This is a genomic window from Roseateles sp. GW821-FHT03B02 (genome assembly GCF_059421025.1).
On sequence record NZ_JBWKUV010000006.1, the window covers coordinates 111465 to 136638 of the forward strand.

The 25174-nt window shown below is 69.2% G+C and carries 25 protein-coding genes; 4 read left to right on the forward strand and 21 right to left on the reverse strand.

Translation table 11 applies throughout. The features are described 5' to 3' along the window. Window positions 1-41 precede the first annotated feature (41 nt). Window positions 42-632, forward strand: a complete 591-nt coding sequence (locus AC07VX_RS17165; protein WP_493165696.1) for a GNAT family N-acetyltransferase — start codon at window positions 42-44, stop codon at window positions 630-632. A 162-nt stretch (window positions 633-794) separates the two neighbouring features. On the opposite strand, the gene AC07VX_RS17170 is transcribed toward AC07VX_RS17165, so the two are convergent. The 6 genes from AC07VX_RS17170 to AC07VX_RS17195 all read right to left on the reverse strand — a co-directional run bounded on the left by AC07VX_RS17170 (window position 795) and on the right by AC07VX_RS17195 (window position 6863). Next, window positions 795-1787, reverse strand: coding sequence for an alpha/beta hydrolase family protein (locus tag AC07VX_RS17170; protein WP_493165695.1), 993 nt, complete (start codon window positions 1785-1787; stop codon window positions 795-797). A gap of 281 nt (window positions 1788-2068) precedes the next feature. Then, the gene (locus AC07VX_RS17175) at window positions 2069-2491 is read right to left on the reverse strand and encodes a hypothetical protein (RefSeq protein WP_493165694.1); all 423 of its coding nucleotides are present in this window, start codon (window positions 2489-2491) and stop codon (window positions 2069-2071) included. A 444-nt stretch (window positions 2492-2935) separates the two neighbouring features. Then, complete coding sequence (locus tag AC07VX_RS17180) at window positions 2936-4195, reverse strand: hypothetical protein (RefSeq protein WP_493165693.1); 1260 nt, start codon at window positions 4193-4195, stop codon at window positions 2936-2938. Continuing rightward, complete coding sequence (locus AC07VX_RS17185) at window positions 4192-4605, reverse strand: ExbD/TolR family protein (protein ID WP_493165692.1); 414 nt, start codon at window positions 4603-4605, stop codon at window positions 4192-4194. The genes AC07VX_RS17180 and AC07VX_RS17185 overlap by 4 nt, the downstream gene beginning before the upstream one ends. A 1-nt stretch (window position 4606) precedes the next feature. Then, a complete protein-coding gene (locus AC07VX_RS17190) occupies window positions 4607-5512 on the reverse strand; it encodes a MotA/TolQ/ExbB proton channel family protein (RefSeq protein ID WP_495122021.1) in 906 nt (301 codons plus the stop codon). Beyond that, window positions 5460-6863 (reverse strand): MFS transporter, encoded by a 1404-nt coding sequence (locus AC07VX_RS17195; protein ID WP_493165690.1) that lies wholly within the window; start codon window positions 6861-6863, stop codon window positions 5460-5462. The genes AC07VX_RS17190 and AC07VX_RS17195 overlap by 53 nt, the downstream gene beginning before the upstream one ends. Window positions 6864-6931: 68 nt before the next feature. Here AC07VX_RS17195 and AC07VX_RS17200 point away from each other — a divergent pair, with 68 nt between their 5' ends. Beyond that, window positions 6932-7870: a LysR family transcriptional regulator gene (locus AC07VX_RS17200; RefSeq protein WP_493165689.1), complete on the forward strand. Its 939-nt coding sequence runs from the start codon at window positions 6932-6934 to the stop codon at window positions 7868-7870. Window positions 7871-7967: 97 nt separating this feature from the next. On the opposite strand, the gene AC07VX_RS17205 is transcribed toward AC07VX_RS17200, so the two are convergent. From AC07VX_RS17205 to AC07VX_RS17220, 4 genes are read right to left on the reverse strand one after another with little or no spacing between them, the layout of a single operon-like run. After that, window positions 7968-9158 (reverse strand): MCP four helix bundle domain-containing protein, encoded by a 1191-nt coding sequence (locus tag AC07VX_RS17205; RefSeq protein ID WP_493165688.1) that lies wholly within the window; start codon window positions 9156-9158, stop codon window positions 7968-7970. 26 nt (window positions 9159-9184) lie between these two features. Then, a complete protein-coding gene (locus AC07VX_RS17210) occupies window positions 9185-9862 on the reverse strand; it encodes a hypothetical protein (protein WP_493165687.1) in 678 nt (225 codons plus the stop codon). A gap of 38 nt (window positions 9863-9900) precedes the next feature. Next, complete coding sequence (locus AC07VX_RS17215; RefSeq protein WP_493165686.1) at window positions 9901-11217, reverse strand: cytochrome-c peroxidase; 1317 nt, start codon at window positions 11215-11217, stop codon at window positions 9901-9903. Window positions 11218-11246: 29 nt separating this feature from the next. After that, entirely contained in the window at window positions 11247-11684 is a 438-nt protein-coding gene (locus AC07VX_RS17220) for a FixH family protein (protein WP_493165685.1), read from the reverse strand. A gap of 397 nt (window positions 11685-12081) precedes the next feature. Between AC07VX_RS17220 and AC07VX_RS17225 the strand changes: the two genes are divergently transcribed. Next, window positions 12082-12330: a hypothetical protein gene (locus tag AC07VX_RS17225; protein ID WP_493165684.1), complete on the forward strand. Its 249-nt coding sequence runs from the start codon at window positions 12082-12084 to the stop codon at window positions 12328-12330. A gap of 48 nt (window positions 12331-12378) precedes the next feature. Here AC07VX_RS17225 and AC07VX_RS17230 read toward each other — a convergent pair whose 3' ends face one another. The 3 genes from AC07VX_RS17230 to AC07VX_RS17240 form a co-directional block, all read right to left on the reverse strand. Then, the gene (locus tag AC07VX_RS17230; protein ID WP_493165683.1) at window positions 12379-13185 is read right to left on the reverse strand and encodes a LytR/AlgR family response regulator transcription factor; all 807 of its coding nucleotides are present in this window, start codon (window positions 13183-13185) and stop codon (window positions 12379-12381) included. Window positions 13186-13250: 65 nt separating this feature from the next. Further along, window positions 13251-14321, reverse strand: coding sequence for a sensor histidine kinase (locus tag AC07VX_RS17235; protein ID WP_493165682.1), 1071 nt, complete (start codon window positions 14319-14321; stop codon window positions 13251-13253). A gap of 153 nt (window positions 14322-14474) precedes the next feature. Further along, complete coding sequence (locus AC07VX_RS17240; RefSeq protein WP_493165681.1) at window positions 14475-14969, reverse strand: DUF2938 family protein; 495 nt, start codon at window positions 14967-14969, stop codon at window positions 14475-14477. Between the two features lie 821 nt (window positions 14970-15790). On the opposite strand from AC07VX_RS17240, the gene AC07VX_RS17245 reads away from it, so the two are divergent. After that, window positions 15791-17296, forward strand: coding sequence for a lyase family protein (locus tag AC07VX_RS17245; RefSeq protein WP_493165680.1), 1506 nt, complete (start codon window positions 15791-15793; stop codon window positions 17294-17296). A gap of 43 nt (window positions 17297-17339) precedes the next feature. Here AC07VX_RS17245 and AC07VX_RS17250 read toward each other — a convergent pair whose 3' ends face one another. The 8 genes from AC07VX_RS17250 to AC07VX_RS17285 all read right to left on the reverse strand — a co-directional run bounded on the left by AC07VX_RS17250 (window position 17340) and on the right by AC07VX_RS17285 (window position 25160). Beyond that, window positions 17340-18056 carry a hypothetical protein gene (locus AC07VX_RS17250; protein WP_493165679.1) on the reverse strand — a complete coding sequence of 239 codons (717 nt, stop codon included), beginning with the start codon at window positions 18054-18056 and terminating at the stop codon, window positions 17340-17342. Next, window positions 18053-18721 carry an SCO family protein gene (locus AC07VX_RS17255; protein ID WP_493165678.1) on the reverse strand — a complete coding sequence of 223 codons (669 nt, stop codon included), beginning with the start codon at window positions 18719-18721 and terminating at the stop codon, window positions 18053-18055. Before AC07VX_RS17255 ends, AC07VX_RS17250 begins: the two co-directional genes overlap by 4 nt. 1 nt (window position 18722) lies before the next feature. After that, a complete protein-coding gene (locus AC07VX_RS17260; protein ID WP_493165677.1) occupies window positions 18723-19223 on the reverse strand; it encodes a c-type cytochrome in 501 nt (166 codons plus the stop codon). Between the two features lie 111 nt (window positions 19224-19334). Beyond that, complete coding sequence (locus tag AC07VX_RS17265; protein WP_493165676.1) at window positions 19335-19937, reverse strand: cbb3-type cytochrome c oxidase subunit II; 603 nt, start codon at window positions 19935-19937, stop codon at window positions 19335-19337. 11 nt (window positions 19938-19948) lie between these two features. After that, the gene (locus tag AC07VX_RS17270; protein WP_493165674.1) at window positions 19949-21523 is read right to left on the reverse strand and encodes a cbb3-type cytochrome c oxidase subunit I; all 1575 of its coding nucleotides are present in this window, start codon (window positions 21521-21523) and stop codon (window positions 19949-19951) included. Window positions 21524-21658: 135 nt separating this feature from the next. Further along, window positions 21659-22381 (reverse strand): MgtC/SapB family protein, encoded by a 723-nt coding sequence (locus tag AC07VX_RS17275; RefSeq protein WP_493165673.1) that lies wholly within the window; start codon window positions 22379-22381, stop codon window positions 21659-21661. Window positions 22382-22386: 5 nt separating this feature from the next. Continuing rightward, a complete protein-coding gene (locus AC07VX_RS17280; protein ID WP_493165672.1) occupies window positions 22387-23763 on the reverse strand; it encodes a patatin-like phospholipase family protein in 1377 nt (458 codons plus the stop codon). Between the two features lie 29 nt (window positions 23764-23792). Further along, entirely contained in the window at window positions 23793-25160 is a 1368-nt protein-coding gene (locus AC07VX_RS17285; protein ID WP_493165671.1) for an efflux transporter outer membrane subunit, read from the reverse strand. Between the last annotated feature and the right edge of the window lie 14 nt (window positions 25161-25174).

Here is a 25174-nt window from a genome sequence, read left to right on the forward strand (position 1 = left end):
TTGTGCCCGGCGGGCCAGGCCGCAGGCCTGAGGGGGCGCCGGTGAGCGAGCAGGATCCTGTCCTCATCGACGTTCCCGAGCGCCTGGACGGCGAGCGCACGGTGCTGCTGGCGCCGCGGGCCGGGCTGGGCGCCGAGATGGCCGTCGTCATCACGCAGTCGCTGTCGCATCTGCGGCCCTGGATGCCCTGGGCCCAGAACGCACCGACGGCGGATAGCTCGGAGCTGGTGGTGCGCCGGATGCACGCCGACTTCATCGCGCGGCGTGACCTGTGCTTCCACATCTACGCCCGCCGCGCCGACGGCAGCCCCGGCCGCCTGCTGGGCGGCACGGGTCTGCACCGCATGGACTGGGCCGTGCGGCGCTTCGAGATCGGCTACTGGATCCGTCCCGAGGCAGCGGGTCGGGGGCATGTCAGCGAGGCCGTGCGCCTGCTGGTCGCGATGGCCTTCGACACGCTGGCGGCCAACCGCGTGGAGATCCGCATGGATCCGCGCAACCTGAGGAGCCGTGCCGTGGCAGAGCGCTGTGGCTTCGAGCTCGAAGGCATCCTGCGCAACGAATCTCTCGGCGTGGACGGGCGCCCCCGCGATACCTGTGTCTACGCGCGGCTGACTCGCCCGGCAGGTTGATCCGCCGTGGCAGAGCCCGCCTGAACTTCTCCTTCGGGCAGCGCACGGCGCCTGCCGGCCGTGCTGCGGCATGACGTTCCTGCGGTGTTGCACATGTCCGGCGACCATGGCGGCGGGTGATTGCGCACGGTCGGCCCGGCAGGCTGGCCACCCTTCGTGCCGTCAGCGCCTGAGGACGCGGTCGAAGAACGCCACGACCTCCAGGTTCATGCGCCTGTGGAAGGCCGCTCGGTCAAAGCCTTCAGGGTCGGTGCAGAGTTCGGGAATCTTCACTGCGCCGCAAGGCGCAGTGAACGACAGATGCCCCGCATCGGGAACGGCATGGAAGTCAGCGGTCTGGCCGTTCTGTGCGAGTGCCTCGATGATGAGCTTTGCATTGGTGGCATAGGGCACCTTGTCGTCCTTCTCGCCGCTCCACACCTGCACGGGAATCCTCACGGCAGACAACGCCGCAGGTGTCATCGTGAAACCGAGCCCCGGGCCGGCGACGACGATGGCCTTGATCCGCTTGCTGGTCTGCATCGGCTCGCCGGACTGCGCGTCCGCGTTCAGCAGCGCAGACTTGTGATGGTCGAGCACCTTGCAGACGAATTCAGGCGAGGCTGCGCAGTGCTTCGCTATGAGATTCATGTCCGGCTGTGCCCCGGCTGCCGTCAGGACGGTGAAGCCACCCGCCGAGAAGCCAAACGCACCCACCCTCTCCGCATCCAGGGCGTCGTGTGCATGCCACTTCGTCAGCATGTGCTCCACCGCCACGCGGAGCTGGCGATTGCGGCCGCTGTAGAGCGTGGCCGACCCGGAAGCACTCGGGTCCTGGAAGTTGTCTCCCGCGTGCATCGGCGCAGCAACCACGTAGCCGGCACTGGCGAGCGCGAGTGCCAGGTCGATGTGGCTGGCCATGCCGCCACCGTTGCCGTGCGAGATGATGACCAGGGGCAAGCGTCTGCCTTGCACCGCGGCATCCGGCACCGCGCCCATCGGACCCGGTGCGGCCCGCGAGTCGGTGGGGTACCAGACGCCAACGGCGAACACCTTCCCGTCCGTGTCGTTGGCGCCTGTGACTTCAAAGCCAACTCGCGCTTCCTCGGATCGCGCCGGCACACTCGCCATGGTCAGCAGTGCGACGGCTGCAAGTGCTCGAAAAATCCGGTTCATGTCGTCTCCTCGAAAGTCGGGTGACAGGCGCAGGTTACGGCCACCAGCCACCCGGCGGAACTGGCAGGAAGGTGCGCCAGCCGCACCTTCATGTCGCGGTCCTCAGTGGACCGGGCTCGATGAAGCCGCCAGGCAGCGCGGTGGAGCGACTCGTGAGCTCCCGGCAGGAAGCCCTTGGCGGGCGTCATGCGCGTCTTGGCCAGGCCCAACGGGCCGTGCCGGCTCCCTCGAGTCCCGCAGCGATCGGGTGCGATGGCGTTCTCGATCGCATGGCGCCGTGCTCAGCGAAGACCAAGGCCGCGCCGCTTTGCATCGCCGCGGGTGCGAGCCAGCATGCCCCAGCCCACCAGCACGGCCGCGGTGACGTCAAAGCTCATGCAGAACCCCGGCCAGGCCTGCGGTACGCCGGCGTTGTGCACGAGGTGGTGGTGCAGGGCGTCCATGACGCCGTGCCCGCCCAGTGCAGCCACGGCGATCCATGGATTCAACTTGAACCCCGCAACCGCCGAGACGATGAAGATGGCCGCTATCGCCACCTCGGCCGACATGACGGCGCCGCGGCCGTCGACGACGGCGAACGCAAGGTAGTACGACGCCACCGTCATCACGACGGCGGGGTAGAACGCCCGCTCACGGTCCAGCCCCAGTCCGGCGGCGGCCGCGCAAAACAACACCGCGAGGGTGATGCCAACGATGTATTCCATGTCTTGATCTCCTTGAGTCAGGGCAGCAGGTGCCGCAGGGCCTCGGGCGCTGGTACCCGGCCCGCCGCCTCGCACGGGTCGCCGCGCTTCAGGCCGGCCGACGGCATTTGCCAGCGGATGACGGTGTCCCTTCCCGTTCTCTGCCGGGCCGGGACCTGCGTCCGTTGGAGATGCCGCAAGGCGGCCTCGGGGCCGGGCCGCCGCGGGGCCCGGCCGGCCTGCTGCACTGCCTGTTCTTCAGCGTCGTCCACGTGGATGCTCCTGGTTGACGCAAACGCGACCTGCGTTCGCTGCGGTGCACTGTCGGCGTCAGCCACAGGCAGCGACAGCGGCAGGCGCCCAACGGTCGAAATCCGTCCGGCAAGGGTCCGAACGCACGACCGGACGGCGGGCGCCGGCACACGCGGGCCACAGCCCGGCGACGCGGCGGCATGGCCCTGGACTTCAGGCCGGTCGCAGCACGACCGAGAAGAACTTGATCCCGCTGGCGTTGTAATGCTTGAGCAGCAAGGTATTGCGGCCGGCGCGCAGGCGCACCCGCACCGTGGTTTCGACCAGGCCGTAGTTCATCAGCTGCGTGTGCAAGGTGTAGTAGGGCTGCCGATACCAGGGCTTGTCGCCGCTGTCGCTGGTCCAGACGGGCGCATCGTTGAGCCACAGCTTGCCTTCGTCGTCGACGCCGAGGTCCAGCCACACCTCCTGCGCCTGGTCCACGTGCAGTTCCGCATAGGCGTAGTAGATGCTGTTCTCGGCGTGAGGCTTTGCCTCGACGGGATAGGGCTGGTCGCCGCTGTAGCGCCACCCCAGCGTGCGACCGCCCTTGCCTGCATAGGCGGCATCCAGATCGACGCCCCACTCCGGCGGATAAGGCGCTTCCAGGCTGGCCCGCCCCTGGGCCTCGAACGGACCGGCGATGTACCAGCGGTCGAGGTAGATGCGGTCGGCAAACTGCCCACCGGCACCGAGACGGTGTCCGGTTCCCGGCCGCTGCGCCGGCGGCAGGTTGAGCGGCCGGCGCTCGGTGTAGATGTGATCCTCGAAGAACGCATACCCCGGGCCGCCGGATTTGCCGCCGCCCGGACCGCCAGGTCCGCCCCGTCCACCGGCTGCGCCACGCCCGCCCGGCGCCGGGCTCCTGACCAGTTGCACCGGCGCCCCGTGCAAGCCGGACTGCCGGCGCGCGGCCTCACGCGCCACGGCCGCCTGCGCCTGGCGCTCCAGTCGCGACAACTGCTCGTCGATGGTCCCGCCCTTGGCGCTCTCGGCAGGCATCTCGGCCTGAACCTGTCTCAGCGCCTGGTGCAGCGACAGCTTCAGCAGACGCGACAGGTCCTCGGCCCGCCGGCGCTGCTCGGCCTGCCGGATCGCCTGGACGGCCGCCTGCGCACGTTCGATCAGGGCTTGTGGCTGCGGGGACGGCACGCTCACGCTTTGCGCCGGCGCGCCCGCCAGCGCGCGTCGCGCCGCCTCCAGTGCCCGGACTCGCCGCTCCAGGTGCATCTGCCGGGCCGACTGCACCGAGGCATCGATGCGTGCCTGGTCCTTCGCACTGCGCAGTGCCTCCCTTGGCGGCCCGGCGGGCTGCGGACCGATGACCCACAGCAGCGCCAGCAGCACGGCATGCAACAGCAGCGAACCGACGAGGAAGGGATGGCGGTCAAGCCAGCCCAGCGCGTCACGCCGTGCCCAGCGGGACGGTTTCATGGCCGGGTGCGCAGCGAGACCGATGTCAGACCCTCACTGGCGCACAGGTCGAGAACGTGAACGATGTGCTGGTAGCTGGCCCGGCGGTCGCCCTCGATGCGCACCGTGCGCCGTGGCTGTTCGCGCGCCTCGTCGCGCAGCCGCTCGCGCAGAACCTGCACGCCGACCGTCTGGCCGCCGAGCTGGAAGCAGCCGCGCGCATCGACGCCGATCAGCAGGGGCTCGGTTGGCGCAGCCTGCGCACGCTGCGGCGTCACCTCGGCTGCGGGCAGTTCGATGGGAAGGTCCTGCGGCTCGCGGTCACCGGCCTGCTGCTTGAAGGCGGTGGCGACCATGAAGAACATCAGCAAGAAGAAGATGCAGTCGATCAGCGCGATCAGACCGATCTCCGGCTCCTCGGCATCCTGCATGTCAATGCGCATGGTGATGCACCGCCACCTGGAGTGATCTGTCCAGCACCTCGTTCAGCTGCGCTTCCAGTGCCAGCCCCACGGCCGTCAGGCGGTGCTTGAAGAAGTGGTGCAGTGCCAGCGCGGGCAAGGCGACGGACAGGCCGGCTGCCGTGTTCACCAGCGCCTTGCTGATGCCCGCGGCCAGCAGGGCGGGGTCGCCGAGACCGCCCGCGGTGGCGATGACATGAAACGCCTCGATCATGCCGATCACGGTTCCCAGCAGCCCGACGATGGGCGCCACCGTGGCCACCACCGCAAGCGCGTAGGCCTTCAGCTGCTGTTGCCGCAGGGCATGCGAGGCCATCTCCGCCGCCCGCGCCGCCAGGACGCCGGCATCGACATGGCGGTGTTCGAGCACGAAGGCCAGGATGCGAGCCAATGCGCTGCGATCGCAGTCCAGCAGCGAACGTGCCTCTTCGAGCCGCCCGGCATCCAGCAGCGACAGGAACTGGGGTACGAGCGCGGCCGGGGCCCAGCGCCCGGCCCTGAAATGCACGAGGCGCTCGATGGTGACCGCCAGGGCCAGCACCGACAGGGCGCCAATGGCGAGGACGCTGACGCCGGCATGGCGCAGTTGATGAAGCACATCGAGCTCCTGGGCCATGGCACAGGGGGCAGACACGAGCATCAGCGCGAACGCGAAGCTTTGGCATGAACGACGAGCTGGCATGGAAGCGTGAAGTTGAAGGCTCGGAAGATCGATGCTGGCCCGGCGGGCTGCCTGATCTCGCTGAACGCCACTGTCAGCCGCGCCGCCCGGGGGCGCGAGCGGCATGCGATCAAGGGTCTGATTCGCGGCGCGGTTGGTGCCGTCACGAGACCGGGTGGTGCAGGTCCGTGCCGACCGACCCGCCTGGCGTCGCATGGGGCGCCAGGCGCGGCGGCAACGCGCGGGCCGCCAGGCAGGCCGGCACAGCAGCCACGGCGGCCGCCGTGAAGGCGCCGGCCAGCGCGGTGACGAGCCCGAAGCCCGCATGGCGCGACAGGTACTCCGCCAGCACCGACACCCCGGTCGCACCGCCCAGGGCGCGCAGCATCATGGGCAGCGCGGTCGCGATCCCGGCCTGGGCTGGTGGGGCAGCGCGCTGCGAGACGATGGTCGTGACTGGCAGGACCAGCCCCAGCCCTGCGCCCAGCGGCAGCAGCACGGCCGACACAGCCCAGGGCGAGGTGATGCCGGCGTGCAGCAGAGTGGCCAGGAGCGCCAGCGAGCCGGCCATCAGGGTCGATGCCGCCACGGCCAGGGAGCGCGGCGCCCTGCCGCGCCGCAGCAAGGCGCCGGCGCGTCGCGAGGCGACCAGCAGTCCCGCCATCAGCGGCATCAGGTGTCCGGCCGATGCGGTGGGCGTCAGGTTCCGGACACCCTGGAGGAACAGGGGCACGAACACGACAGCCGTGAAAAGCGACATGCCGGCACTGGCCGCCAGCCAGGCATTGGCCGCAAAGCCCGGGCGGCTGAACAGGGACAGCGGCACGATGGGGTCGGCGGCACGGCGCTGACGCCAGAGCCAGACCGGCAGCAGCGCCATCGCTGCGGCGGCCAGGCCGGTGGCCGCGCTGGCGCCCACCAGGCGATGGCGCGTGGCCAGCAGTGCGCACACCAGCATGGCCGCCAACAGCGCCGCGCCGGGCCAATCCAGTGGGCGTCTTTCGCCTTGCGGCGGGGGCATCGGCGTGCGCGCGAGCCCGACCCAGGCGATCAGTGCCAGGGGCAACGCAGCCAGGAAGGCCCAGCGCCAAGAAAGATGCTCGGTGACGATTGCGCCCACCAAGGGTCCCGCCATGGTCGCCAGGCCGTAGGCGGCGCCAAGGCGTGCCACGCCCAGGCTGCGCGCACCTGGTCGTGCCAGCGCCGAGGTGGCCAGCAAGGTCAACGTCATCAGCCCGCCGCCTCCGAGGCCCTGCACGACCCGCGCGGCGACCAGCGCCTGCATTGTTGACGCAGTGCCACAGGCCGCTTCGCCCACCATGAACAGCCCGGCCGCCACCAGCAGGAGCGGCTTCACGCCCCAGCGGTCCGCCAGCTTGCCGTAGACCGGGATCGCCACGGTGGACGCCACGAGAAAGCCGGCAAACACCCATGACGAGCGGTCGGCTCCGCCGAGTTCGCGCACGATCGTCGGCAGCGCTGCCGACAGCAGGGTCTGGTCCAGGCCGGACAGCACGAGCAGCAGCGCCAGCAGCGCGGGGGTGGCGGCAGAGGGCGCGGTCTTCATCGGCGCGCAGTGTCGGAAGGCAAGTCACTTCCGTACAGTGCAATGTTTTGAATCATTGATTGCATCAGATGAAATCATGGGACCTCAACCTGCTGCGTGCGCTGGATGCGCTGCTGACGACCGGCAGCGTCACGGCCGCGGCAGAACTCCTGCACCTGTCGGTACCGGCCACCAGCCACACACTGGCGCGGGCTCGCGAGGCGATGGGCGACCCGCTGTTCGTGCGCGCCGGCCGCCGCCTGACACCGACGCCGCGCGCCCTGGCGATGAAGCCGGCCATCGCCCGCCTGTTGGCCGAAGCCGACGCGCTGGTGGCTGCGCCCGGCGAACGCGACGCCGCGGCGCTCGAGCGCAGCTTCGTCGTTCGCGCGCCCGACGGCCTGGTCGTGGCCTACGCCGCCGCGCTGGCGCTGGCGCTGCGAGAGGCCCTGCCGCGCGCCACGCTGCACTTCGTGCCCGAATTGCATGATGACCGCGGCGCGCTTCGCGACGGCCGCATCGACCTGGACCTCGGCAGCTTCACCGGACGCGACCCTGAAGTCGAGGCGATCGAGCTTTCGCGGCACGCGCCGCTGGGGGCCGTGCGGGCCGACCACCCACTGGCGCGGGGCAGGCTCACGGTGCAGCGCTACCTTGACGCGATGCACGTGGCGGTGACGCCGCGGCGCGGCGAACGCTCACCGGTGGACGACGCACTGGCGCAGCACGGTTTCGCGCGCCAGCTCGCGCTCACTGTCCCCAGCAGCTATGCCGCGCTGGTGGCCGCCGCGCGCTCCCCCTGGGTGGCCACGGCGTCCGAGCGCATCGTGCGCGCCATGGCGCCGGCGCTCGGGCTCGTCGCGTTCGCGCTGCCATTCGAGGCGCCGCCAGAACGCCTTTGGATGGCCTGGCATCCACGTCACGGCGCCGACGCTGCGCACCGCCGTCTGCGCGAGACGGTCCAGGCCGTCCTGATGCACGGTCCGGCCGCGACTTCGCCAAAAGGACAGCGCGCAGCGCGGCGCTGAGCCGCATCCCACCGGCGAGCCGGCCAGGCTCGGGCGTCGGCGCCCCATTCGCCAGCCGCGTGCCGGCTTCTGCACCCCGCTCGATTGGCACCCTGTGTCAATCAGACGCGACCTTGAAGGCATCGACGGCACGCACGAGCCCGGCGGCCTGGCGCTGCATGTCGAGCGCCGCCGCCGCCACCTCCTCGACCAAGGCGGCATGCCGTCGCGTGGCTTCGTCCAGGCCGTTGACGATCACACCTGCTTGCCCTGCACCTTGAGCCTGCTCTGCGCTGGCCATGCTGATCTGGGCGACGGGTTGGGCCAGATGGCTGTTGCCGGCGACGATGTCGGTGATCCTTCGGGAACTCAGGCTGATGCTCTGCATCGTGTCGGCCACCCGGCCCGCCGCGGCACCACCTTGCGCCACCACTGAACTCGCGCCCGCGGCGAGTTGTCCGGCCGTGTTGGCGTGGCCTTCGGCCTGCCGCACGGTCGCGCCGCGGGGCGCCGCCGAGGCGATGCGCGCGACAGCCGCCTGCATGTCGGCCATCGTGGCCAGCAGCGGACTGAATTCATCGCGCCTGTCGTCAACGACCCGCTGGGTGAGGTCGCCATCACGCACGCGCTGGGCCACCAGGCAGCACGCGGCGATGCGTCGCCGCATCAGGCGGGTGAGGCACAGGGAAGCGACGAGGCAGACTGCCGTCGCCGCGATCACCAGGCCGAGCAGCAGGTGGCGCGTGCCGTGCGCGTGGTCCCGGATCGCCTGGACTTCGGCGTCAAGCGCTGCGCGCTGACGCGTCTTCTCCTGATCCAGCGCGGACAGCAGTTCATCGTGCAGCGGGATGGTCTGGTCAACCAGGAACTCCAACGCCCGGTCGTTGCTGCCTGCCTCTGCCAGGCTGACATTGCCGGCGCCCGCGCGCCAGAACTGTTGGACCAGCGCCCAGATCCGATCCGTTGTGACCCGTTCCGCCGCGGTGTCATGGCGGCTTGCGAAGGCTTGAAAAGCGCCTTCGATGCGTCCGCGCTTCGTTTCGATGTCGGCCAGGGTCGCGGCCCGCTCCGGGGCCGCTTTCGCCAGCATCAGGTGCCGGATCTGCAGGGATATGTGCGTGACGTTCAGCTCGATGTCGGCGATGGTGACGAGCTGGGCTGCGCGTTTTGCGCCGGCATCGTTGGCGGCGTCGGCCATGTCGGCCAGTGCTGACCAGGCCACCGCCGCGACGCCGGCCATGGCAACGACCAGCAGCAGCCACGCTGCAAAGAGCCGCCTGGCGATACCAAGGTGGGCGGAAAACTTCATGGGTTCGTTGGTCCGATGGGGGGGCGTCAGCGGCAAGTCATCGCATGCAGCGTCGGCACCGGGGGCGCACCCGGCTTGACGAGTCCAGGGTCTGCGTCCTTCATTGCCACGGTGGCGGCGGGGGCGATCTCGTGAGGGCACGCCGGCGGTTCATCGAGTTCGCAGCGGCGCATGTCGATGCGGGCCAGGTGCAGCGCCACCCTGGCGGCAAGTCGCTTCAGCAAGGCGCGCTCGCCGCTTGCCCATAGGCGCGGGCCGCCGTCATGCCGGCAGCTCAGCACACCAATGGCTTCGGCGTTGATGGCCAGCAGCGCGTCCATGAAGGCACCCGGCGGGTCGCCCGGGGCGTCGCCACGTTCCAGTGCGCGTCCCAGCGCGTCTTCATGGCTGTCGCTGCAGGCGTACACGCCCAGCACGCGCACCTGCGCAAGATAGAGGTCCAGCGCTGCCCCCGGCGGCACCTGCAGCTGCGGCCCTCCCACCGAATCGGCCCGGCAGTGGCCCATGCGGACCAGCGTGCGGTGGCCGCAGACCACCGCGACACGCCACAGGTCGACCGTCGAGCAACAAAGCTGTCGGCGCAGATGGCAGGCCAGGGTGTCCGAATACTCCTGCCACGCCAGCAGGCCATCCGACATGGAGAGCGCCAGCGACTCGAGCGTGTGGGCAAGCTGGCGCGGAATTGCATCGAGCTGATGGGGCATGGGTTGCTCCCGCAGGCCCTCGGTGGGCGGGGCCGCGCTCACGGTGCAGCGCCTGCCAGGGGCTGCTCGGCACTCAGCGATCCAAGGAAGCTCACCACGTCCGCCAGTTCGGCATCGCTGAGCTCGATCGGGGGCCGCGTGTTGGCTTGCAGTGGCCGCCTGCCTGCTCGGCGGGCGGTGAGTTCCGATCGACCCACCGCGGCGCCCGGCGCTGCGACGTAGTGGCGGACAACCTGCTCCAGCGTGTCGAACTGGCCCGCATGCATGTAGGGCGGCCGCTGGGCCACGCCGCGCAGGCCGGGCGTCTTGAACGCCCCCTCCAGCGCCGGATCGTCGCTGACGATGAAGCGCAGCTCCTGGCACTGAGCGGGCTGCGCGTCGCTGAACGGCCCCAGGCAGTTGAACTCGTCGCCAAGCACCCTCGCCACCGCTGCGGCACGGCCGCGATCGGGGTTCGCGGCGCTGCGCGGCGGCACGCCTGTGTTGTGGAACTGCTGGTCGGTGAACAGCGGCCCGTTGTGGCAGCTGACACACTGGGCCTTGCCGATGAACAGGCGCAGGCCGCGCAACTCCGGCGGGCTCAGCAGGCCGGCGGCGGCGGGGTCGCGGCGGGCCAGGCCGTCCAGGTAGCGGTCCAGCCGCGAGGGTGCCAACGCAAGCGACTTTTCGTAGGCTGCGATCGCCTTGCCGATGTTGGCGAACACCCGGGACACGTCCTGCCGCTCGTGCGCCTGCATCGCCGCCCATGCGGCCTGCTGGGCCGCCGGCCCGAGGGGGCCGGCGTCGGGCGGCAGGCCGCCGAGCGGGGGCATCGTGCCGAACACGGCTTCATAGGCCACGCGGTGATGCTGCGCGATGGTTCGCGCGAGGCGCGTGCGGTTGGCGCCGTGCTCGGCGGCGTCTTCCAGCGGGCCCAGTGCCTGGGCCCACAGGCTGTCCTTGCGGCCGTCCCAGAGCAGCCAGGTGGCGTGGCCGCTGCCAACGATGGGCATGGCCCGGCGCGTGCCCGTCCCCAGGCCGCGGCTCACCGCCAGCCCATCCTGGAACTGCTTGCGCGCGTCGTGGCAGCTCGAACATGACACCGCGCCGTTGCTGCTCAGGCGCGGGTCGTTGAACAGCCGCTGCCCCAGCACCACGGCGGCGGGCAGGCGCTCCACCGCGTTGGACGGGTCGGCCGGCTGGGGCGGCAGGCGCTTCAGGCTGAGCGAGGCGAGCGTATCCAGCTCCTCGGCGTTCCAGCCCGAGGCGGCGCGCGGCGGTTCGGCGACATCGGCGCTGGCCCGTGTCACCACGAGCGCCACGCTGGCGGCGACGGCGCCGATCAGCAGCCAGATCATCGAGTCAGGTCGGCTCATCACGGTCTCCTTGCGAGGGGCGGCGCGCTTCAGCGAGCGGCGCCCGGCTGCGTGACCACCGTGTTGAACGTCAGCCTGTCGGCGCCTTGCGCGCCGTCGATCGCCAGCTTGATTTCCCACCAGCCGGTCATGCTGAACTTCATGCCCTCGATGAGGTAGGTGCCGGCCCGCAGCTCCTGCGTGACCCGGGGGCGTGTCGGCAGGCCGTGACCGTGCTGCGGCATGCCGCCATCGACCTGGATGCGGGCATGCGTCACCGGCACGCCGGCCGGGGTGGCGACGCTGACCTGCCACGCATGCAGCTGGTTGATGGCGGCAGGTGCAGCGGGAGGCTGCAGGGTCACGACGTACTTGCTGTCGACGCTGGTGCGCGTCAGCGCCAGGTCGAGGTCCTTGGGCGCGGACATGCAGCCCGCCGTGACGGCAAGCCCGGCGAGCGACAGCAGGGTGAGGAGAGGGCGATGCATGGGGTGGCTCCTGAGCGGTGGGGGTTGAGAGGGCCGGCCCGCAAGCGGGCTCGGTCAGTTGGTGAAGCCACTGTGCGGCGCGGCCCGCTGGCCCGACAGCCTCAGGCGACCAGCCGTGCGCTGGCGTCCGGCAGTGGTCGAACCTGGCGACCGAGCGGTCGGAGCGCGGCTGCCGGCGCCATCACGGGCGCGGGACGTTGCCGGGTTCGGCGCGGCCGGCTTGCAGGCGCTGGCCGGGCACGGCGTCGCGAGCCAACCCGCCATCCGGTCGACGCTGGCAACCGCTGCAGCCCCCGGGCGCGTCGCCCGTCGCACGGCGCTGTCGGGCTGCCCTGTCAAGCCGCGACAGTGGCGCCCATCGCAGACATCCCATCGATCAACCTTGAGAGAGCGCCCCATGAACCCAGCCCGAATCCCTGCCTGCTTCTCCTGCACTGCGGACCGGCATGGCACGCCGTCGCCGGACTGTGTGGACGGCTTGTCCGCCGATGCCGGGCGGCGCGTGGCCACGCCGCTGCGGCGGGCCGTGGCGGCGCTGTTCGCCGGATGCCGCGCGGCAAGCGCCGCCGAGCAATACCTTGCCGGCGCCGCTGATGCGCAGGACCTGCAGGTCCGACTGCACGCGCTCGAGCGCGCGCGCCCGTGACCCCCGGGCCCGGCGCGCCATGCGACCGGGCCCGGGGCACCGCCAGGCTCACATGGGCTTGAACAGGTGACCGAACGCGCGGCTGACCCTCAACGGCCGCTGCAGGCCGCGCACCGAGAGGCTGTAGTGGCCGTTCTCGTCGCGCGTGGCGCTGAGGATGGCGGTGCTGTTCACCATCACGCTGCGGTGCACCTGGATGAAGTCGGTCGAGTCGATCTGCGCCATCAGCTCGCGCAGGCTCATACGGACCAGCGCCTCGCCGGCCGGGGTCACGACGTTCACGTACTTCTCGGTGGCCTCGAAGCAGACCACCTCAGTGACCGGGATCATCCGCACGGTGTTGCCCACGCCGGCGCGGATGACCTTGATGCGCTCGACCGGCGCACCTTCGGGCTTGGCGATGGACTGCATGCGCTGCATCAGCGCCGCCATGTCCCCGGCCTGGGGGGAGGCCGCGCGGTCCGCCAGGCGCGACTTCAACCGTTCCACGCTTTGCTGCAGGCGTTCGGCCGTGGCAGGCTTGAGCAGGTAGTCCACGGCCGCGCGCTCGAACGCCGGCACGGCGAAGTTGTCGTAGGCCGTGATGAACACGAACAGCGGTTCGGCCCGCTCATCGGGCCAGTCGTCGGCGACCACCTCGGCCACCTCGATCCCCGTGCGGCCGGGCATCTTGATGTCGAGGAACATCACGTCAGGCAGGGACGCCAGCGCCAGCCCGGTGGCCTGCAGCCCGTCGTCGGCCACGCCGACGATCTGAAGTTCCGGCCACACCTGCTCCAGCAGGCGGGTCAGCGTGCGTGCGAGAACGGGCTCGTCCTCGGCGATGACGGCAGTCGGTGGTCGGCTCGGGGTCATGCAGCTCTCCTCGGCATGCGACTTGGGGGCTCCGTGCGCGTAGTAGCGCTCGATGCGGGCGGGATTCAGGTGGGAATGAACACGACGGCGCAGACGCCGGTGGGCTCGCGGCGTTCGAGGCTGAGGCGCGCGGCCGGGCCGTAGAGCGCGCGCAGGCGGTCCCGCACATGCTGCAGGCCATAGCTGGAGTTGGCCGGACGCGTCGTGGGGCCCTCGTCCTCGTCGGCCGGCAATCCCAGGCCACTGTCACTCACGCGGATCTCGATGCCCGTGGGCATGGCGCGCGCCACCACCTCGATGCTGCCTTGGCCAACCTTCGGTTCCAGGCCGTGCTTGATGGCGTTTTCCACCAGCGGCTGCAGCAGCATGGGCGGCACCTCGGTGCGCTCCAGCCCGGCCGGCAGCTCCAGCCGATAGCTCAGGCGCGGACCCATGCGCAACGCCATGATGTCCAGGTAGGCGCGCAGTTGCGCGAACTCCCGGCTGAGCGCCACCGACTCGGTCTGAGAGGCGGCCAGGGCGCTTCGCAGGTAGACGATGAGCTGGTCGATCATCAGCTCGGCGCGATCGACGTCCTCCCGCACCAGGGAGCGCACGTTGGCCATTGAATTGAAGAGCATGTGCGGATCCAGCTGCGCCCGCAGCAGCCGAAGCTGGGCCTCGACGGCTAGGCGCTGAGCCTCGGAACGTGCCGTCGCTTCCTTCGCAAGGGTTTCCCTGGTCGCGAAGTAGTGCAGGGCGATGCCGCCGGCCAGCACGGTGAAGAGGATCGGAATCAGGCTGATCTGCTGGTGCCCCACCATGCGTGTCGGCTCGCCCAGCAGGATGAAGGCGAACTGGTGGCCGACGAAGTAGCCCGTGGGGATCGAGATCAGCCCGATGAGCAGCCAGCGCAGAGCGGGGTTGAACTTGTCAAACCGACGCGTGCGCAGCAGCACATGGACACAGGCCATCAATGTCAGGCCGACGCATTCATGAAACACCAGCAGGCGTGGATAGGTTTCGAGCCCGGGAGCCATGAAGAACAGCAGTGTCGAGGCAAAGGCCCAGAAGGCCGCAGCGGCCGCGATGACCACGAGCGCACCCTTGAGCCGGTCCGGCCAGTAGCGGGCGATGGAGGCAGTTGACGAAGACATGCGAGCAACGGTGTTGCGAATCGAAAGTGGCCGAACCGACTCTAAGTCCGGTGTGGCCCACCACCAAGCGGCGGCGGGGCGAGCGCGCGGGCATGTCCATGAACGGTCGATTCTTTCGACCGAACGGTCTGCGCGAGCTTGTTCCATGGCGCTTCAGGACAGCGGGAATCCGCGGCCCAGGGCCATGACCGCGCCGATGCCGAGGCCATAGGGAATGTGCGCAAGCGGGCTGGCGAGCCAGGCATTGGCGCCGCGTGGGCCGCGCCGGCCGAACCAGCCCCAGCCGAATGCCGGCAGCAGCACGAACCAGGGCAGCGCAGACGTGGCCAGGCCGAACAGCAGGCCGCTCAGGACGGGGGACCAGGGCATGTCCAGCCACGCCAGGACCGCCGGGTAGAAGAGCGCCACGCCGCCACCACCGATGAGCAGGTGAAAAGCCCACCCCACGCCAGTCTCGCGTGGGTTCGAGGGAGACGCCTGGATGTCGGTGTGGGCGACGCGCCCCCGTGCCAGACCGAGGCACCAGCGGCCGACCAGGGCGACATTGACGCCACTGCGGATGCCGGCCCTGGCCATTGCGGCTTCGGTGATGTCCATCAGGACGGCACCAAAGATGCCGCCAACGAAGGCAAGTGCGAAGGTGTTCATGCAAACCTGCGGCGTGTTGCGTGGCGATTGAAGCCTAGGGTGCCGACGGGGGGCTCCCGCCGGCATGTCCCCTCGGCGCGGCTCAGCGCTTGGCGCAGCTGCAGCCCTGGCCGCATTGGCACTGCGGGCCGCAGGCGCAGGCCGACGGCGCCTGTGCCGCTGCGGCGGGCTTCTGGCAGCCGCAGGTGCACGAAGCGCCCGGGCAGGTCATGCAGGTACAGGGGGTCGTTTGCTGGGTGTCGTTCATGGCGAATCTCCTGGGTGGCTCGACGACGGGATGTCCTCGATGGCCTGACTTTCGGCGCGATGACTTGCCATCGACAGGCGTTCGCGACGAGCGGTCTGCGCATGTGCCTGACTGGTCGCGCATGTCGACCGAATCGTCCGGAGCCTGTCCCGAAGCGGGCCGAACCTTGCGGTGTTCCGAGTCGGGCCGATCCTGGATCGGGACCCGCGCTGGACGGCATGGACCGGCGGGCCGCGAGTCGCCCAAGGCCGCCACCGTGCCGGCCCTACCTGCGGGGCGGGCGGCCGCGAGCTTCGCAATGCGGGTGCAGGCGCGACCGAGGACTGCGCGATGGCGGGGTCAGCACTTGCGTGAGCGGCACCTCAGGCCAACACCTCCTTGTGTGATGCCTGCCCCAGGCACAGGTCGCGGCGGCCGCCGGTTCCCGTCAATGAACCGGCATGCCAGGTGTCGCCATGGCGTCTCTCAGAGTGGATGCACGCACCGACACCTGCCCGCGTTCGTAAGATCGGCGAGCCGGACCCTCTGCCGAGTCCAGCCTCATCGACCAACGACCCGATAGAACGAGGCAACCATGAGACGTTCCACGCCAGGCCTGGCGGCAGTCCTGTCGCTTTCTCTCCTGTCACTCGCCTCGCAGGCCCAGCCCCGTGCGGTGCGCGACGAGTTCTTCTGGCTTGGCGAGATCAACAAGGCCACGGCCGTCATCAACACCGACGAGGGCCTGCTCGACCGGTCGATGACGCGGCTGGTCCATGCCGGCATCACGAAGGTGCTGGCTGACGGCGACAGGCCGGGTGGCAAGCGGCCCACGAACGTCATCACCTTCGAACCGCTATTGATCGAGGCGGCCGGCCCGCAGATCACCCTGCTGCATGCGGGCCGCTCGAGTCAGGACATGCTGGCCACCCTGCGCTCGGCCATCCTGCGCGATGACATGCTGGCCTTGGCCGAACAACTCAACAAGACGACCCATGCACTGGTGACGCTCGCGGCCAGGCACAGGGAAACCATCGTCCCGAACTACACGAACGGTGTCGCGGCCCAGCCCAACAGCTACGGCCACTACCTGCTGGGGATCACGGCGGGACTGGAGCGAGATTCCCAGCGCATCCGTGAGGCCTATGCCCGTGTCGACCGCTCGGCCATGGGCACCACCGTGCTCAATGGCACCAGCTGGCCGCTCAACCGCAGGCGCATGGCCGACTACCTCGGCTTTGCGGCGATCGTGGACAACGCCTATGACGCATCGCAAGTCTCGTCCGTGGATGAGCCCATCGAAGCAGGTGCCATCGTCGCTTCCATTGCCTTGCGTGCGGGCACCTTCGTCGAGGACGTCATGGTCCAGTACTCGCAGGCCCGTCCCTGGATCCTGCTGCGGGAGGGCGGAGGCAACACCTATGTGTCCAGCGCCATGCCGCAGAAGCGCAACCCCGGCCTGCTCAACAGCACGCGCCGCGATGCGTCGATGGCCCTGACCCTGGGGATCGGTGCAGCGCTCCAGGCTCACAACCTTCCGACAGGCATGAGCGACGCCAAGGAGTCCAGGCCGGCGAGCGCGATGGTGCGCAGCGCCATCGGCGTGCTCGACAACTGGGAAAAGATCCTGGGCGCCTTGGTCGTCGATCCAGACCGTGCGCTGGAAGAGCTCAACAGCGACTGGACCGCCTCGCAGGAGTTGGCCGACGTCTTGATGCGCAGGTACAGGCTGCCCTTCCGCGTGGGGCACCATTTCGCATCGGAAGTGGTCGAGTACGCGAAGCGCAAAGACATCAAGCCCCTGGACTTTCCCTACCTGGAGGCGCAGCGCATCTATGCCGAAGCGGTGAAGGGCTCCGACTTCGCCGCCACGTTGCCGATGCCGGAAACCGAGTTCCGCAGCACGCTGAACCCGGTGGCCATTGTCAGGAACCGCCAGACCCTCGGTGGCCCGCAGCCCGCCGAGATGGACCGGATGCTCAAGGAGGCATCACAGCGCATCGCGCAGCAGGGTGACTGGATCAAGGCGCGACGTGACCGGATCTCGTCTTCGCTGTCGCGGCTGGATGCCGACTTTGAGAAGTTGGGGGCCGAGCGCTGATCGACATGCCGGTGCCGCTTTCGGGGAAGGGCAGTTGTGGATGTCAATCCGCTTCAGCAGGCAGTCCGGCGAGCCGTTCATCGCCGTTCGGCTGCGCTGACGGGCTGAACACCGTCATCGTCGTTTCGGCTTTGTCGCCGTTCGCAGCACGGCCCTCTGTGTTGCGCGAGCGCGTTGATGGCTGCTGCCCGAGCTGAAGTGATTGCCCGTCCACGCGGGGAGAGAACAGGGGTTTCAAGACCTTCCATGCGAACGCTGCCAGCGCGACACCCCATGCCATCAACGCAAAGCCGGCTGCTTGCTGGTCGTCGATGAGGTAGTTGACACAAAGCTGCTGCTCGGCATCCAGATAAAGAAGCCCTGCCGTCGCTGTCATCCATGCTGCATTCAGCAGGAAGAACGCGGCGACGACCGGCGAATGTCGGTCACGTGCACCGCGTAGCAAGGCGCCTGCGGATATCCACTGGACGTACTTCAACAGTCCGACGCCCGGCTCCATGATGGCCATGTCGAGGGCTGCCGGCACCATCCACATCGCCAGGACGCACGCGGCAATCGTTGCACAGAGCAGTCCTTCGGCGTCCATGCGCGCCAGCAGCTTCCAGCGTGCGGGCGCTGCACCTGCAAGGATCCAGCCGCTGAGCATCAACAGCGGCAGCTCCACCGCCATGTGCAGGCTCATCCGGCTTTCCAGCCACGCCCGCACTGCAGGCGAGCCCAGCAGCAGGAGCAGCAAGCCGCGACGCGCCCATCCGTTCATGGATTGCGCTGCTCCAGCCGGGCCGCCAACGCGAGCGCGGGTCGCCATTCGGCCGTGTCGAAGATCCCGGCGACACGGCCACGTGGATCGACGACGTGGATGGCCCCGTTGTGGATAAAGCCGCCAGTGCCGTCAGCCACGGCGATGACGCCCAGCGTCCGGCGGGCCTGCCGCCCCTCGTCCGCCGTCCGCGGGGCGGCAATCGTCCAGACCGAAGGGGCCGCCCGGTGACGCGCAGCATAGGCGGCCAGCGCCTCTGGCGTGTCGCGCGCGGGGTCGATGGAGATGGACAGCAGTCGCATCCGCCGACCTTCGCGCTGCAGCTGCTGCTGAGCCTGAAAGAACTCCGCGCCGAGCGCCTGGCACACGGACGCGCAGCTCGTGTACACGAAGTCGACCACCATGACCTGGCCCGTGCCGCCGGCCGGCAGGCGCAGCAGCCGGCCGTTTGCATCGACGAGGTCCATCGCCGGGAACACCATGCTGCCCTCGATGGCTTCTTGGCGTCGTCGTGCCTCGAACGTCCATAGCTCGAAACCTGCCGTGAGCCTTGCTATGGCGACGATGAAGACTGAGGTCACCAGCGCGCACGCGAGCAGCGTGAGCCCCAGACGTCCCGGCGGCGCGGGCTCCGCCAATGCCTTGACGTCTTGCAGCGGCGTCATGTCAATCGTGTGCCGGCAGGTCGTTGTCGCCCTCGAATGGCGCCGTGCGCAGCTGGTGGGCGGCGCGCGCCTGCGCCACGGTCTCGGGGCTGACCGCTGCAGCTGTGTTTCCCCACTGGGAGCGCACATGGGTCAGCACCGCAGCGATCTGCTCATCGCTGAGCTGGCCGCCGAAGGCGGGCATGGCGCCTTGGTACCTGACGCCCTTGACAGTCAGACTGCCATTGACGCCATGAAGCACGATGGCGGCCGTGGCTTCGGCCTTGCCTTGCACCCATTCGCTGCCGGCCAGGGGCGGAAACACGCCCGGCAGTCCCTGTCCGCTTGCTTGATGGCAGGCTGCGCACAGCGACACGAACAGCGCGGCGCCATCGACTTTGGTGGTGCCGGGCGCTTTGCTGTCGCCCAGCTCGGCGGCCTCTCGCCCATCGCCCCAGGCGGCCGGAGTCTCGATATTCGCCGCGCTGATGTAGGCAATGCAGAAGACGATCAGCATGGCCATCAGGAGTCGCATCGACCACGGGACGGGGTGTCCCTGCTCATGCGGGTCGGGGTTCTCGCGCTGCTGAGGCGCCGGGATCTGCGAGTCGGGTGTCATGTCGGCTCCTGAAGTTCAGCGCTTGTCGGCCAAGGTTGAGGACGGGGCGGTCACCGCATAGGTGTGGTCGAGCGCCTTGAGGTAGGCGACGAGATCCAGGGCGTCCGGGGTGGCTGCAACCAGCTTGCCGGGCGGCGCTTCGCCGGGCGGCAATTGCAGCTGCACGTCGCCCCGGTCGAGCCGGTCCTTGACGGTGAACAGGAAGGGGTAGCCCGGCATTACGCTGCCCGGCACATAGGCCCGGGGTTGGTACAGGTGTCCCAGGTGCCACTGCTCGCTGGGCTGCCGTGCACCGATGTTGAACAGGTCGGGGCCGGTGCGCATGGTGCCCAGCAGGTGCGGTGCGTCATAGGCGTAGTCCGCGGCGACGCTGGCCCGCCCCCAGCCCCGGGCGTGGTCGGGGGCGAAGCTCTTCGCCCGCGGCTGCTGGGAATGGCAATAGACACAGCCGTTGGCGATGTAGACCTGCCGCCCGCGCAGTTCTGCGGCGGTGTAGGGCTTGAGGCCCTCGGGCGCGCGCACCTCACCCACCGTCATGTAAGGCACCACGACGAGGGCGCTCGTGGCGATGCTCAGCATCGTCATGCCGCCTGCGATCAGCCGGGTTTCGTTTTGCATTTCAGGTCTCCTCAGCGCGCGGCCAGCAGCGTGGGCGCCGTGCGACCTGTCGTGCGACCGGCCAGCAGCCAAATGAAATGAAACGCGAACACCAGGTGGCTGAGCCCCATCAGTGCACCGCCCACCGTGCGCGCCTTGAGATACGGCAAAGTCACCGCGACGGACTCCATGAAGGGCCGGCTCTCGTCCAGCATCGCCAGACCTTGCAGCCAGCCACCCACCGTCAGCGACACAAAATAGACCGTGATGCCCACGGCGGCAAGCCAGAAATGCGCGGCGATCAGCGTCTGCGACGGCCACTCACGGCCGCAGATGCGCGGCGTGATGAAGTAGATGGCGCCGAAGAACACCATCGTCACGAAGCCATACAGTCCCAGGTGAGCGTGCGCCACGGTGAAGTGGGTGAAATGGGCCACCGCGTTGACGCTGCGCAGCGCCTCCACGCTGCCCTGCACGGAGCAGGCCGTGTACATCAGGCCGCCGAACCCGATGAAGCGAAGCGTCGGGGAGGTTCGCAACGCACCCAGATGTCCCTCGAGCGTCTGGTACTGGTTGACGGTGAACGCGGCGACCGGCACGACCATCATCACGCTCTGCACGATGGACAGCGTGATCAGCCAGCCCGGCACGGGCCCGCCGATCAGGTGGTGGCCGCCGACCTGGCCGTAGAAGAAGGCCAATCCCCAGAAGCCGAGCAGGGACAGGTTGTAGCTCTGCACCGGCCGGCCGATGACCTTGGGCAGGAAGTAGTAGACCGAGGCCAGGGCCAGGGGCGTGTAGAACAGGCCCAGCACGTTGTGGCCGAACCACCAGTTCATCGTCGCCTGCTCCACGCCGCGGTGCAGCCCGGGCATGTTGGCCACCACGAACAGCACCGGGAACCAGAACAGCGCGCAGCCCATGTACCAGACCGACACGTAGAGATGCCGGACCCGACGGTGGAGCAGCGTCAGCACCAGCGGCATGCCCACCAGTGCACCGCCGATGACGAACAGGATGTCGATCTGCCAGGGGATCTCGAGCCACTCCAGGCCGTCGCTGATCCCGGCTGCGATGGCACCCAGGCCGGCGACCAGGGCTGCGTTCCACATCGCCGCGCCCATGAACGCGTAGCGCGCGCCCACGAGTTCCGTCTTCAGCAGCCGCGGGATGATGAACATCGCGATGCCCAGGCCTGCCATGGGCGCCCAGCCATAGGCCACGGCGTTCAGGTGAATGGTGCGGATGCGGCCAAAGGTCAGCCAGGGCTGTGCCGTCAGCCAGTCCGGCGCGTGCAGCTTGATGGAAGCGGTGAGTCCGGCGGCCGAGGCCACCAGCAGCCAGACGAAGGCACAGCACAGGAAGAAGAACACCAGCGGTGCCGTCGAGGCATCAGCCCGCGCGCGCTGCTGCAGTTCCTCGCTGGCGAGGGACGGCAGGACGCCGGCAGCCGGGTCTTCCATGCTGCCGACCTCACCCGACGCAAAGATGACCTCACCCCCGCTGGCGCTGCGTTCGAACAGACCGTGCCGCTGGGTCCAGACGAAGAGGAGCAGGGCGACCAGTGAGAGGACAAAGGCCGATAGCAGGATGCTGACGGTGCTCATGGGAGCGCTCCTTGAGAGTGAAGGTGGGAAGGCCGCAGCGGGGCCGGTGTGCGTGAGTGCGAAGCGCGTGAAAGCCGTTGGGCCGTGCCGCCTTGCGGCGTGCGGTTGCAAGTGCCGGTGTCGGGTTGCATGGGGCTACTCGCGGTTGGATCGCGTCATCACGAACGACTCGATTTCGGGCAGGGAGGACAGTTCCAGCGCGACCTCGCTCATCGTGATCGAGCGTGTTCCGCCATTGGCAAAGATGAGGCTGTCGATCTCGAAGTGCCCGTGCCTGAACTTCACGGTCATGGTGTTGGGCGGCATGCGCAGCCCGCGCGACGCCAGAAATTCCTGCACAACCTCCGTGCTTGGCTGATAGCCCTCGCGGAACTTCAGCGTGCTGCTGAACGCAGTGCGTGCGGGCAGCCGGTGCTCCAGTCTTGGCAGCAACTCCACGGCCAGGATGAACAGCAGCATCAGACCGATGGCCGGCAGGTAGAGGCCCACGCCGACGAGGATGCCCAGTGCCGCGACGCCCCAGATGGAGGCAGCCGTTGTCAGCCCGCGTACGTTCAAGCCGGTCTGCACGATCAGGCCCGCACCGAGGAAGCCGATGCCCGTAAGGATGGCGCCGATGACCCTTGTCGGGTCACCGCTGCCCGGCTCGAGGTGCGTGCCGCCATACCAGAGGCCCGGATGGCCGGCCAGCAGCGTCAACGCTGCCGAGGTGGCGCTGACCAGGCAATACACCTGGCTGCCGGCGGCCCGTCCGCTGAAGAAACGCTCGTAGCCTATGACCCAGCCGAGCAGCATGGCCAAGGTCATGTGGGCAATGAGGAGCAGGCCGGACACCAGCCATGAGGTTTCGGTAGGCATGGCGGTCACTCGGCGGTTGCGGGGCCTTGCAGGCTGCGCAACATCGCGCGGAATGCCGGCGCGGACCGCAGGCGTTGCCGGGCGTGCTGGCGCAGCAAGTCGACATCGGCCGCGGGCAATTCGAGTGTGGTGGGGATGGCCTTGAGCCGCTCGGACAAGGCGGCGTCCGGCCCGTCCAGGGTGACCTCGATGAGGTGGAACTCCACGTCAGGGGCAAACGGCGTGTCCTCGCCGCGCGCCTGGGCGCGGTGCACTTCTTCGCGCCAGGCCTGGACTGTTGCGCGCATTTGGCCCAGGGCGGCGTCGGAGTTGCGGTTGATCGGGATGTCGGCCAATGCCAGCGCCGTGCGCAGCGGCCCGGGTACCTGGGCACTGAGGTCTTCCGGCGCCCGGGCGCTGGTTTCCGCGTTGACCACGATGAACACGACCCGGCGCAGTCGTCGGTAGCCTGCGAAACGCGCGCTGCTGACGATGCCGCCGAACTGGCTGATGTAGTCCGTCGGCCCGCGCACGCTGACGTTGTCAGCGAGGCCGCCGTCCACGAGGTGGATGAACGGTCGGCGTGGGCCGCCGGCCTGCAGGTCGCGGTAGCTCTCCAGCTCGCTCATCCGCCGGCTGTTCGCTGCCACGGGCTGCGCAGCGGCGGCCTGGCGCAGCAGCGGCGGCCCGCAGTCCTGCCCAGGCGTGCCCGGCACATGGTTCCAGAAGGTCACCGGGCTGAGTAGCAGCGGCACGGCGCTGGAGGCGGCCACCGCGCGGGCGAGTTTCACGCCACCGAGGTCGCTGCACAGGAAGTCGAATTGCTCCTGCACGAACTCGAAGCGGCCGCCATTCACCATGTCGGACGCGTAGATGACGGCAAAGGGCTTGCGCGGGTGTTCGCTCAGGTCGGAGAAAGTCGTGCCGTGGAACAGGCGTTCATCAAGGAAACGCTCGAAGGCGTCGCTGCGCCCGAAGTTCGGCGAGCTCAACCGCCACAAGGTTGCTGGCGCGAGCAGGCCCAGTGCGAACTCGGACTGGGGCGACCCATGCAGCAAGGCCTCCTCGAAACTGGCAAGGCCGGCCTCGCCACCCATGGCGAGAGCGCCCACCAGCATGCTGCCGCCGGACAGGCCCATGATGATGTCGATCTGGTCGAACAGCCTTTCGTGGCGGCCGTCCCAGTCGATGGCGGTATCGCGCAGCTCGTCCAGCACGCCCAGGCCCAGCGTCGCAGCGCGCAGGCCGCCGCCCGAGAACGAGACATGCAGCAGCAGGCTGTCATCCGGGTCCTGCGCGACGAAGCGCTGCAGCCGGTAGCCCTTGTGCGGGTCGACCTGCACCAACCGCGGATTGATCGCGTAATGCGCGCTGGAACAGGCCGCGACCAGCAGGCAAATCACTGCGCCTGCGCAGCGCCTCAGCCACCGTGTCATGGTGACACCCCCGACCAGCCGCCGCCCAAGGCGCGGAACAGTGCCACCTGCGTCTGCAGCAGCCCGGACTTGAGGCTGGTGACACTCTGGTCCACGCCGAACAGGTTGCGCTCGGCGAGCCTTTCATCCAAAGCGGATGCGTAGCCCTCGCGGTAGCGCCGCTCGGCGATGTGCAGCGCCTCGGCCGTCGCCTGGCGCTGGGCCAGGGCCTCGCGCAGTTGGATCTGCTGCTGCTCGTGGCTGTTGAGCTGGATCTCGACCTCGGCCCAGGCCCCCAGCACCGTGCGTTCGTAGGCGGCCAGGGACTGATCCCGGCGGGCCTCGCTGGCCTGCGCTATCGCCTGCAGCCGGCCGCCATTGAAGATCGGTGCCAGCACGCTTGCACCGAGACTCCAGATCGTGAACGGGTCGCCTCGCAGCACGCTGGCGCCAACGTGTCCGAAGCTTGCGTTCAGCCGCAGCGACGGCAGCCATTGCGTGCGGGCGGCAGCCAGTTGCGAGTCGCTGGCCGCCAGCTGCAACTCGGCCCCGTGGATGTCGGGCCGCCGGCGCAGCAGCTCCGAAGGCAATCCGGCGTCAGGCAAGGCGCATGGGCGCAGTGCGGCCAAGTCGCCGCCCCGTTCGACCCGTCCTGGAGGACGACCGAGGAGCAGGTTGAGCTGCGCCTCCTGGCGCTCGAGCGCCCGCGTGAGCTGCGGCAGCGCCTGGGCGCCCGCGTGTTGCTCTGCCTCGACCTGGGCGAGTTCGAGGCCGCTGGCGTAGCCCTGCTCGCGGCGCTGCCGCATCAAGGCGACGGTGCGCTCCCTGGAGGCGAGCAGGCGTCTGGCGAGGTCCATCTGAGCGTCCAGCTCGAGCAGGCCGATGTAGGCCTGGGCAACGCTGGCCGCCACGCTCAGGGCCACGGCGTCCCGTGCGGCCCGACTGGCTTCTTCGCCAAGGTCGGAGGCGCGGGCCAGAGCGTCGACCCGACCCCACAGGTCGACCTCGTACGCGGCCTGGAACAGCTCCTGGTGGCCGCTTGAGAGGTAAGGCTTGAGCGTCACGTCGCTGATGCTGCGTGAGCGTCCGGCACCGAGGCCTGCATCCAGGCTTGGCCAGAAGGCAGCGTGCTGTGAGGTCGCTAATGCGCGCGCTTCTGCCACCCGTGCTGCGGCTTGGCGCAGGTCCTGGTTGTGCACCAGCGCCTCGCGGATGAGCGTCTCGAGCGTCGCGTCGCCGAAGCCGCGCCACCAGGCATCTTGCACAGAGGCTGCACCCCCCGCATGCCGCCAGGTGGCGGGCGGTGCTGGCGTCTTGACGTTCGTCAGGGGATGCCCGGCGCAGCCGGCAAGCGTCATGGCAGCTGCCATGGCCAGGGCGACCATGTTGAGATGCGGCT

Coding starts and splice junctions, on each gene's coding strand:
- AC07VX_RS17260 (WP_493165677.1), bottom strand. CDS start 19,223: ATGGCCATGCTGATCGTCTTCTGCATTGCCTACATCAGCGCGGCGAAT.
- AC07VX_RS17275 (WP_493165673.1), bottom strand. CDS start 22,381: ATGCCTACCGAAACCTCATGGCTGGTGTCCGGCCTGCTCCTCATTGCC.
- AC07VX_RS17230 (WP_493165683.1), bottom strand. CDS start 13,185: ATGACCCCGAGCCGACCACCGACTGCCGTCATCGCCGAGGACGAGCCC.
- AC07VX_RS17265 (WP_493165676.1), bottom strand. CDS start 19,937: ATGCAAAACGAAACCCGGCTGATCGCAGGCGGCATGACGATGCTGAGC.
- AC07VX_RS17200 (WP_493165689.1), top strand. CDS start 6,932: ATGAAATCATGGGACCTCAACCTGCTGCGTGCGCTGGATGCGCTGCTG.
- AC07VX_RS17215 (WP_493165686.1), bottom strand. CDS start 11,217: ATGAGCCGACCTGACTCGATGATCTGGCTGCTGATCGGCGCCGTCGCC.
- AC07VX_RS17190 (WP_495122021.1), bottom strand. CDS start 5,512: ATGCGACGCCAGGCGGGTCGGTCGGCACGGACCTGCACCACCCGGTCT.
- AC07VX_RS17250 (WP_493165679.1), bottom strand. CDS start 18,056: ATGAACGGATGGGCGCGTCGCGGCTTGCTGCTCCTGCTGCTGGGCTCG.
- AC07VX_RS17255 (WP_493165678.1), bottom strand. CDS start 18,721: ATGACGCCGCTGCAAGACGTCAAGGCATTGGCGGAGCCCGCGCCGCCG.
- AC07VX_RS17180 (WP_493165693.1), bottom strand. CDS start 4,195: ATGAAACCGTCCCGCTGGGCACGGCGTGACGCGCTGGGCTGGCTTGAC.
- AC07VX_RS17245 (WP_493165680.1), top strand. CDS start 15,791: ATGAGACGTTCCACGCCAGGCCTGGCGGCAGTCCTGTCGCTTTCTCTC.
- AC07VX_RS17195 (WP_493165690.1), bottom strand. CDS start 6,863: ATGAAGACCGCGCCCTCTGCCGCCACCCCCGCGCTGCTGGCGCTGCTG.
- AC07VX_RS17270 (WP_493165674.1), bottom strand. CDS start 21,523: ATGAGCACCGTCAGCATCCTGCTATCGGCCTTTGTCCTCTCACTGGTC.
- AC07VX_RS17240 (WP_493165681.1), bottom strand. CDS start 14,969: ATGAACACCTTCGCACTTGCCTTCGTTGGCGGCATCTTTGGTGCCGTC.
- AC07VX_RS17205 (WP_493165688.1), bottom strand. CDS start 9,158: ATGAAGTTTTCCGCCCACCTTGGTATCGCCAGGCGGCTCTTTGCAGCG.
- AC07VX_RS17220 (WP_493165685.1), bottom strand. CDS start 11,684: ATGCATCGCCCTCTCCTCACCCTGCTGTCGCTCGCCGGGCTTGCCGTC.
- AC07VX_RS17225 (WP_493165684.1), top strand. CDS start 12,082: ATGAACCCAGCCCGAATCCCTGCCTGCTTCTCCTGCACTGCGGACCGG.
- AC07VX_RS17170 (WP_493165695.1), bottom strand. CDS start 1,787: ATGAACCGGATTTTTCGAGCACTTGCAGCCGTCGCACTGCTGACCATG.
- AC07VX_RS17185 (WP_493165692.1), bottom strand. CDS start 4,605: ATGCAGGATGCCGAGGAGCCGGAGATCGGTCTGATCGCGCTGATCGAC.
- AC07VX_RS17235 (WP_493165682.1), bottom strand. CDS start 14,321: ATGTCTTCGTCAACTGCCTCCATCGCCCGCTACTGGCCGGACCGGCTC.
- AC07VX_RS17175 (WP_493165694.1), bottom strand. CDS start 2,491: ATGGAATACATCGTTGGCATCACCCTCGCGGTGTTGTTTTGCGCGGCC.
- AC07VX_RS17285 (WP_493165671.1), bottom strand. CDS start 25,160: ATGGTCGCCCTGGCCATGGCAGCTGCCATGACGCTTGCCGGCTGCGCC.
- AC07VX_RS17210 (WP_493165687.1), bottom strand. CDS start 9,862: ATGCCCCATCAGCTCGATGCAATTCCGCGCCAGCTTGCCCACACGCTC.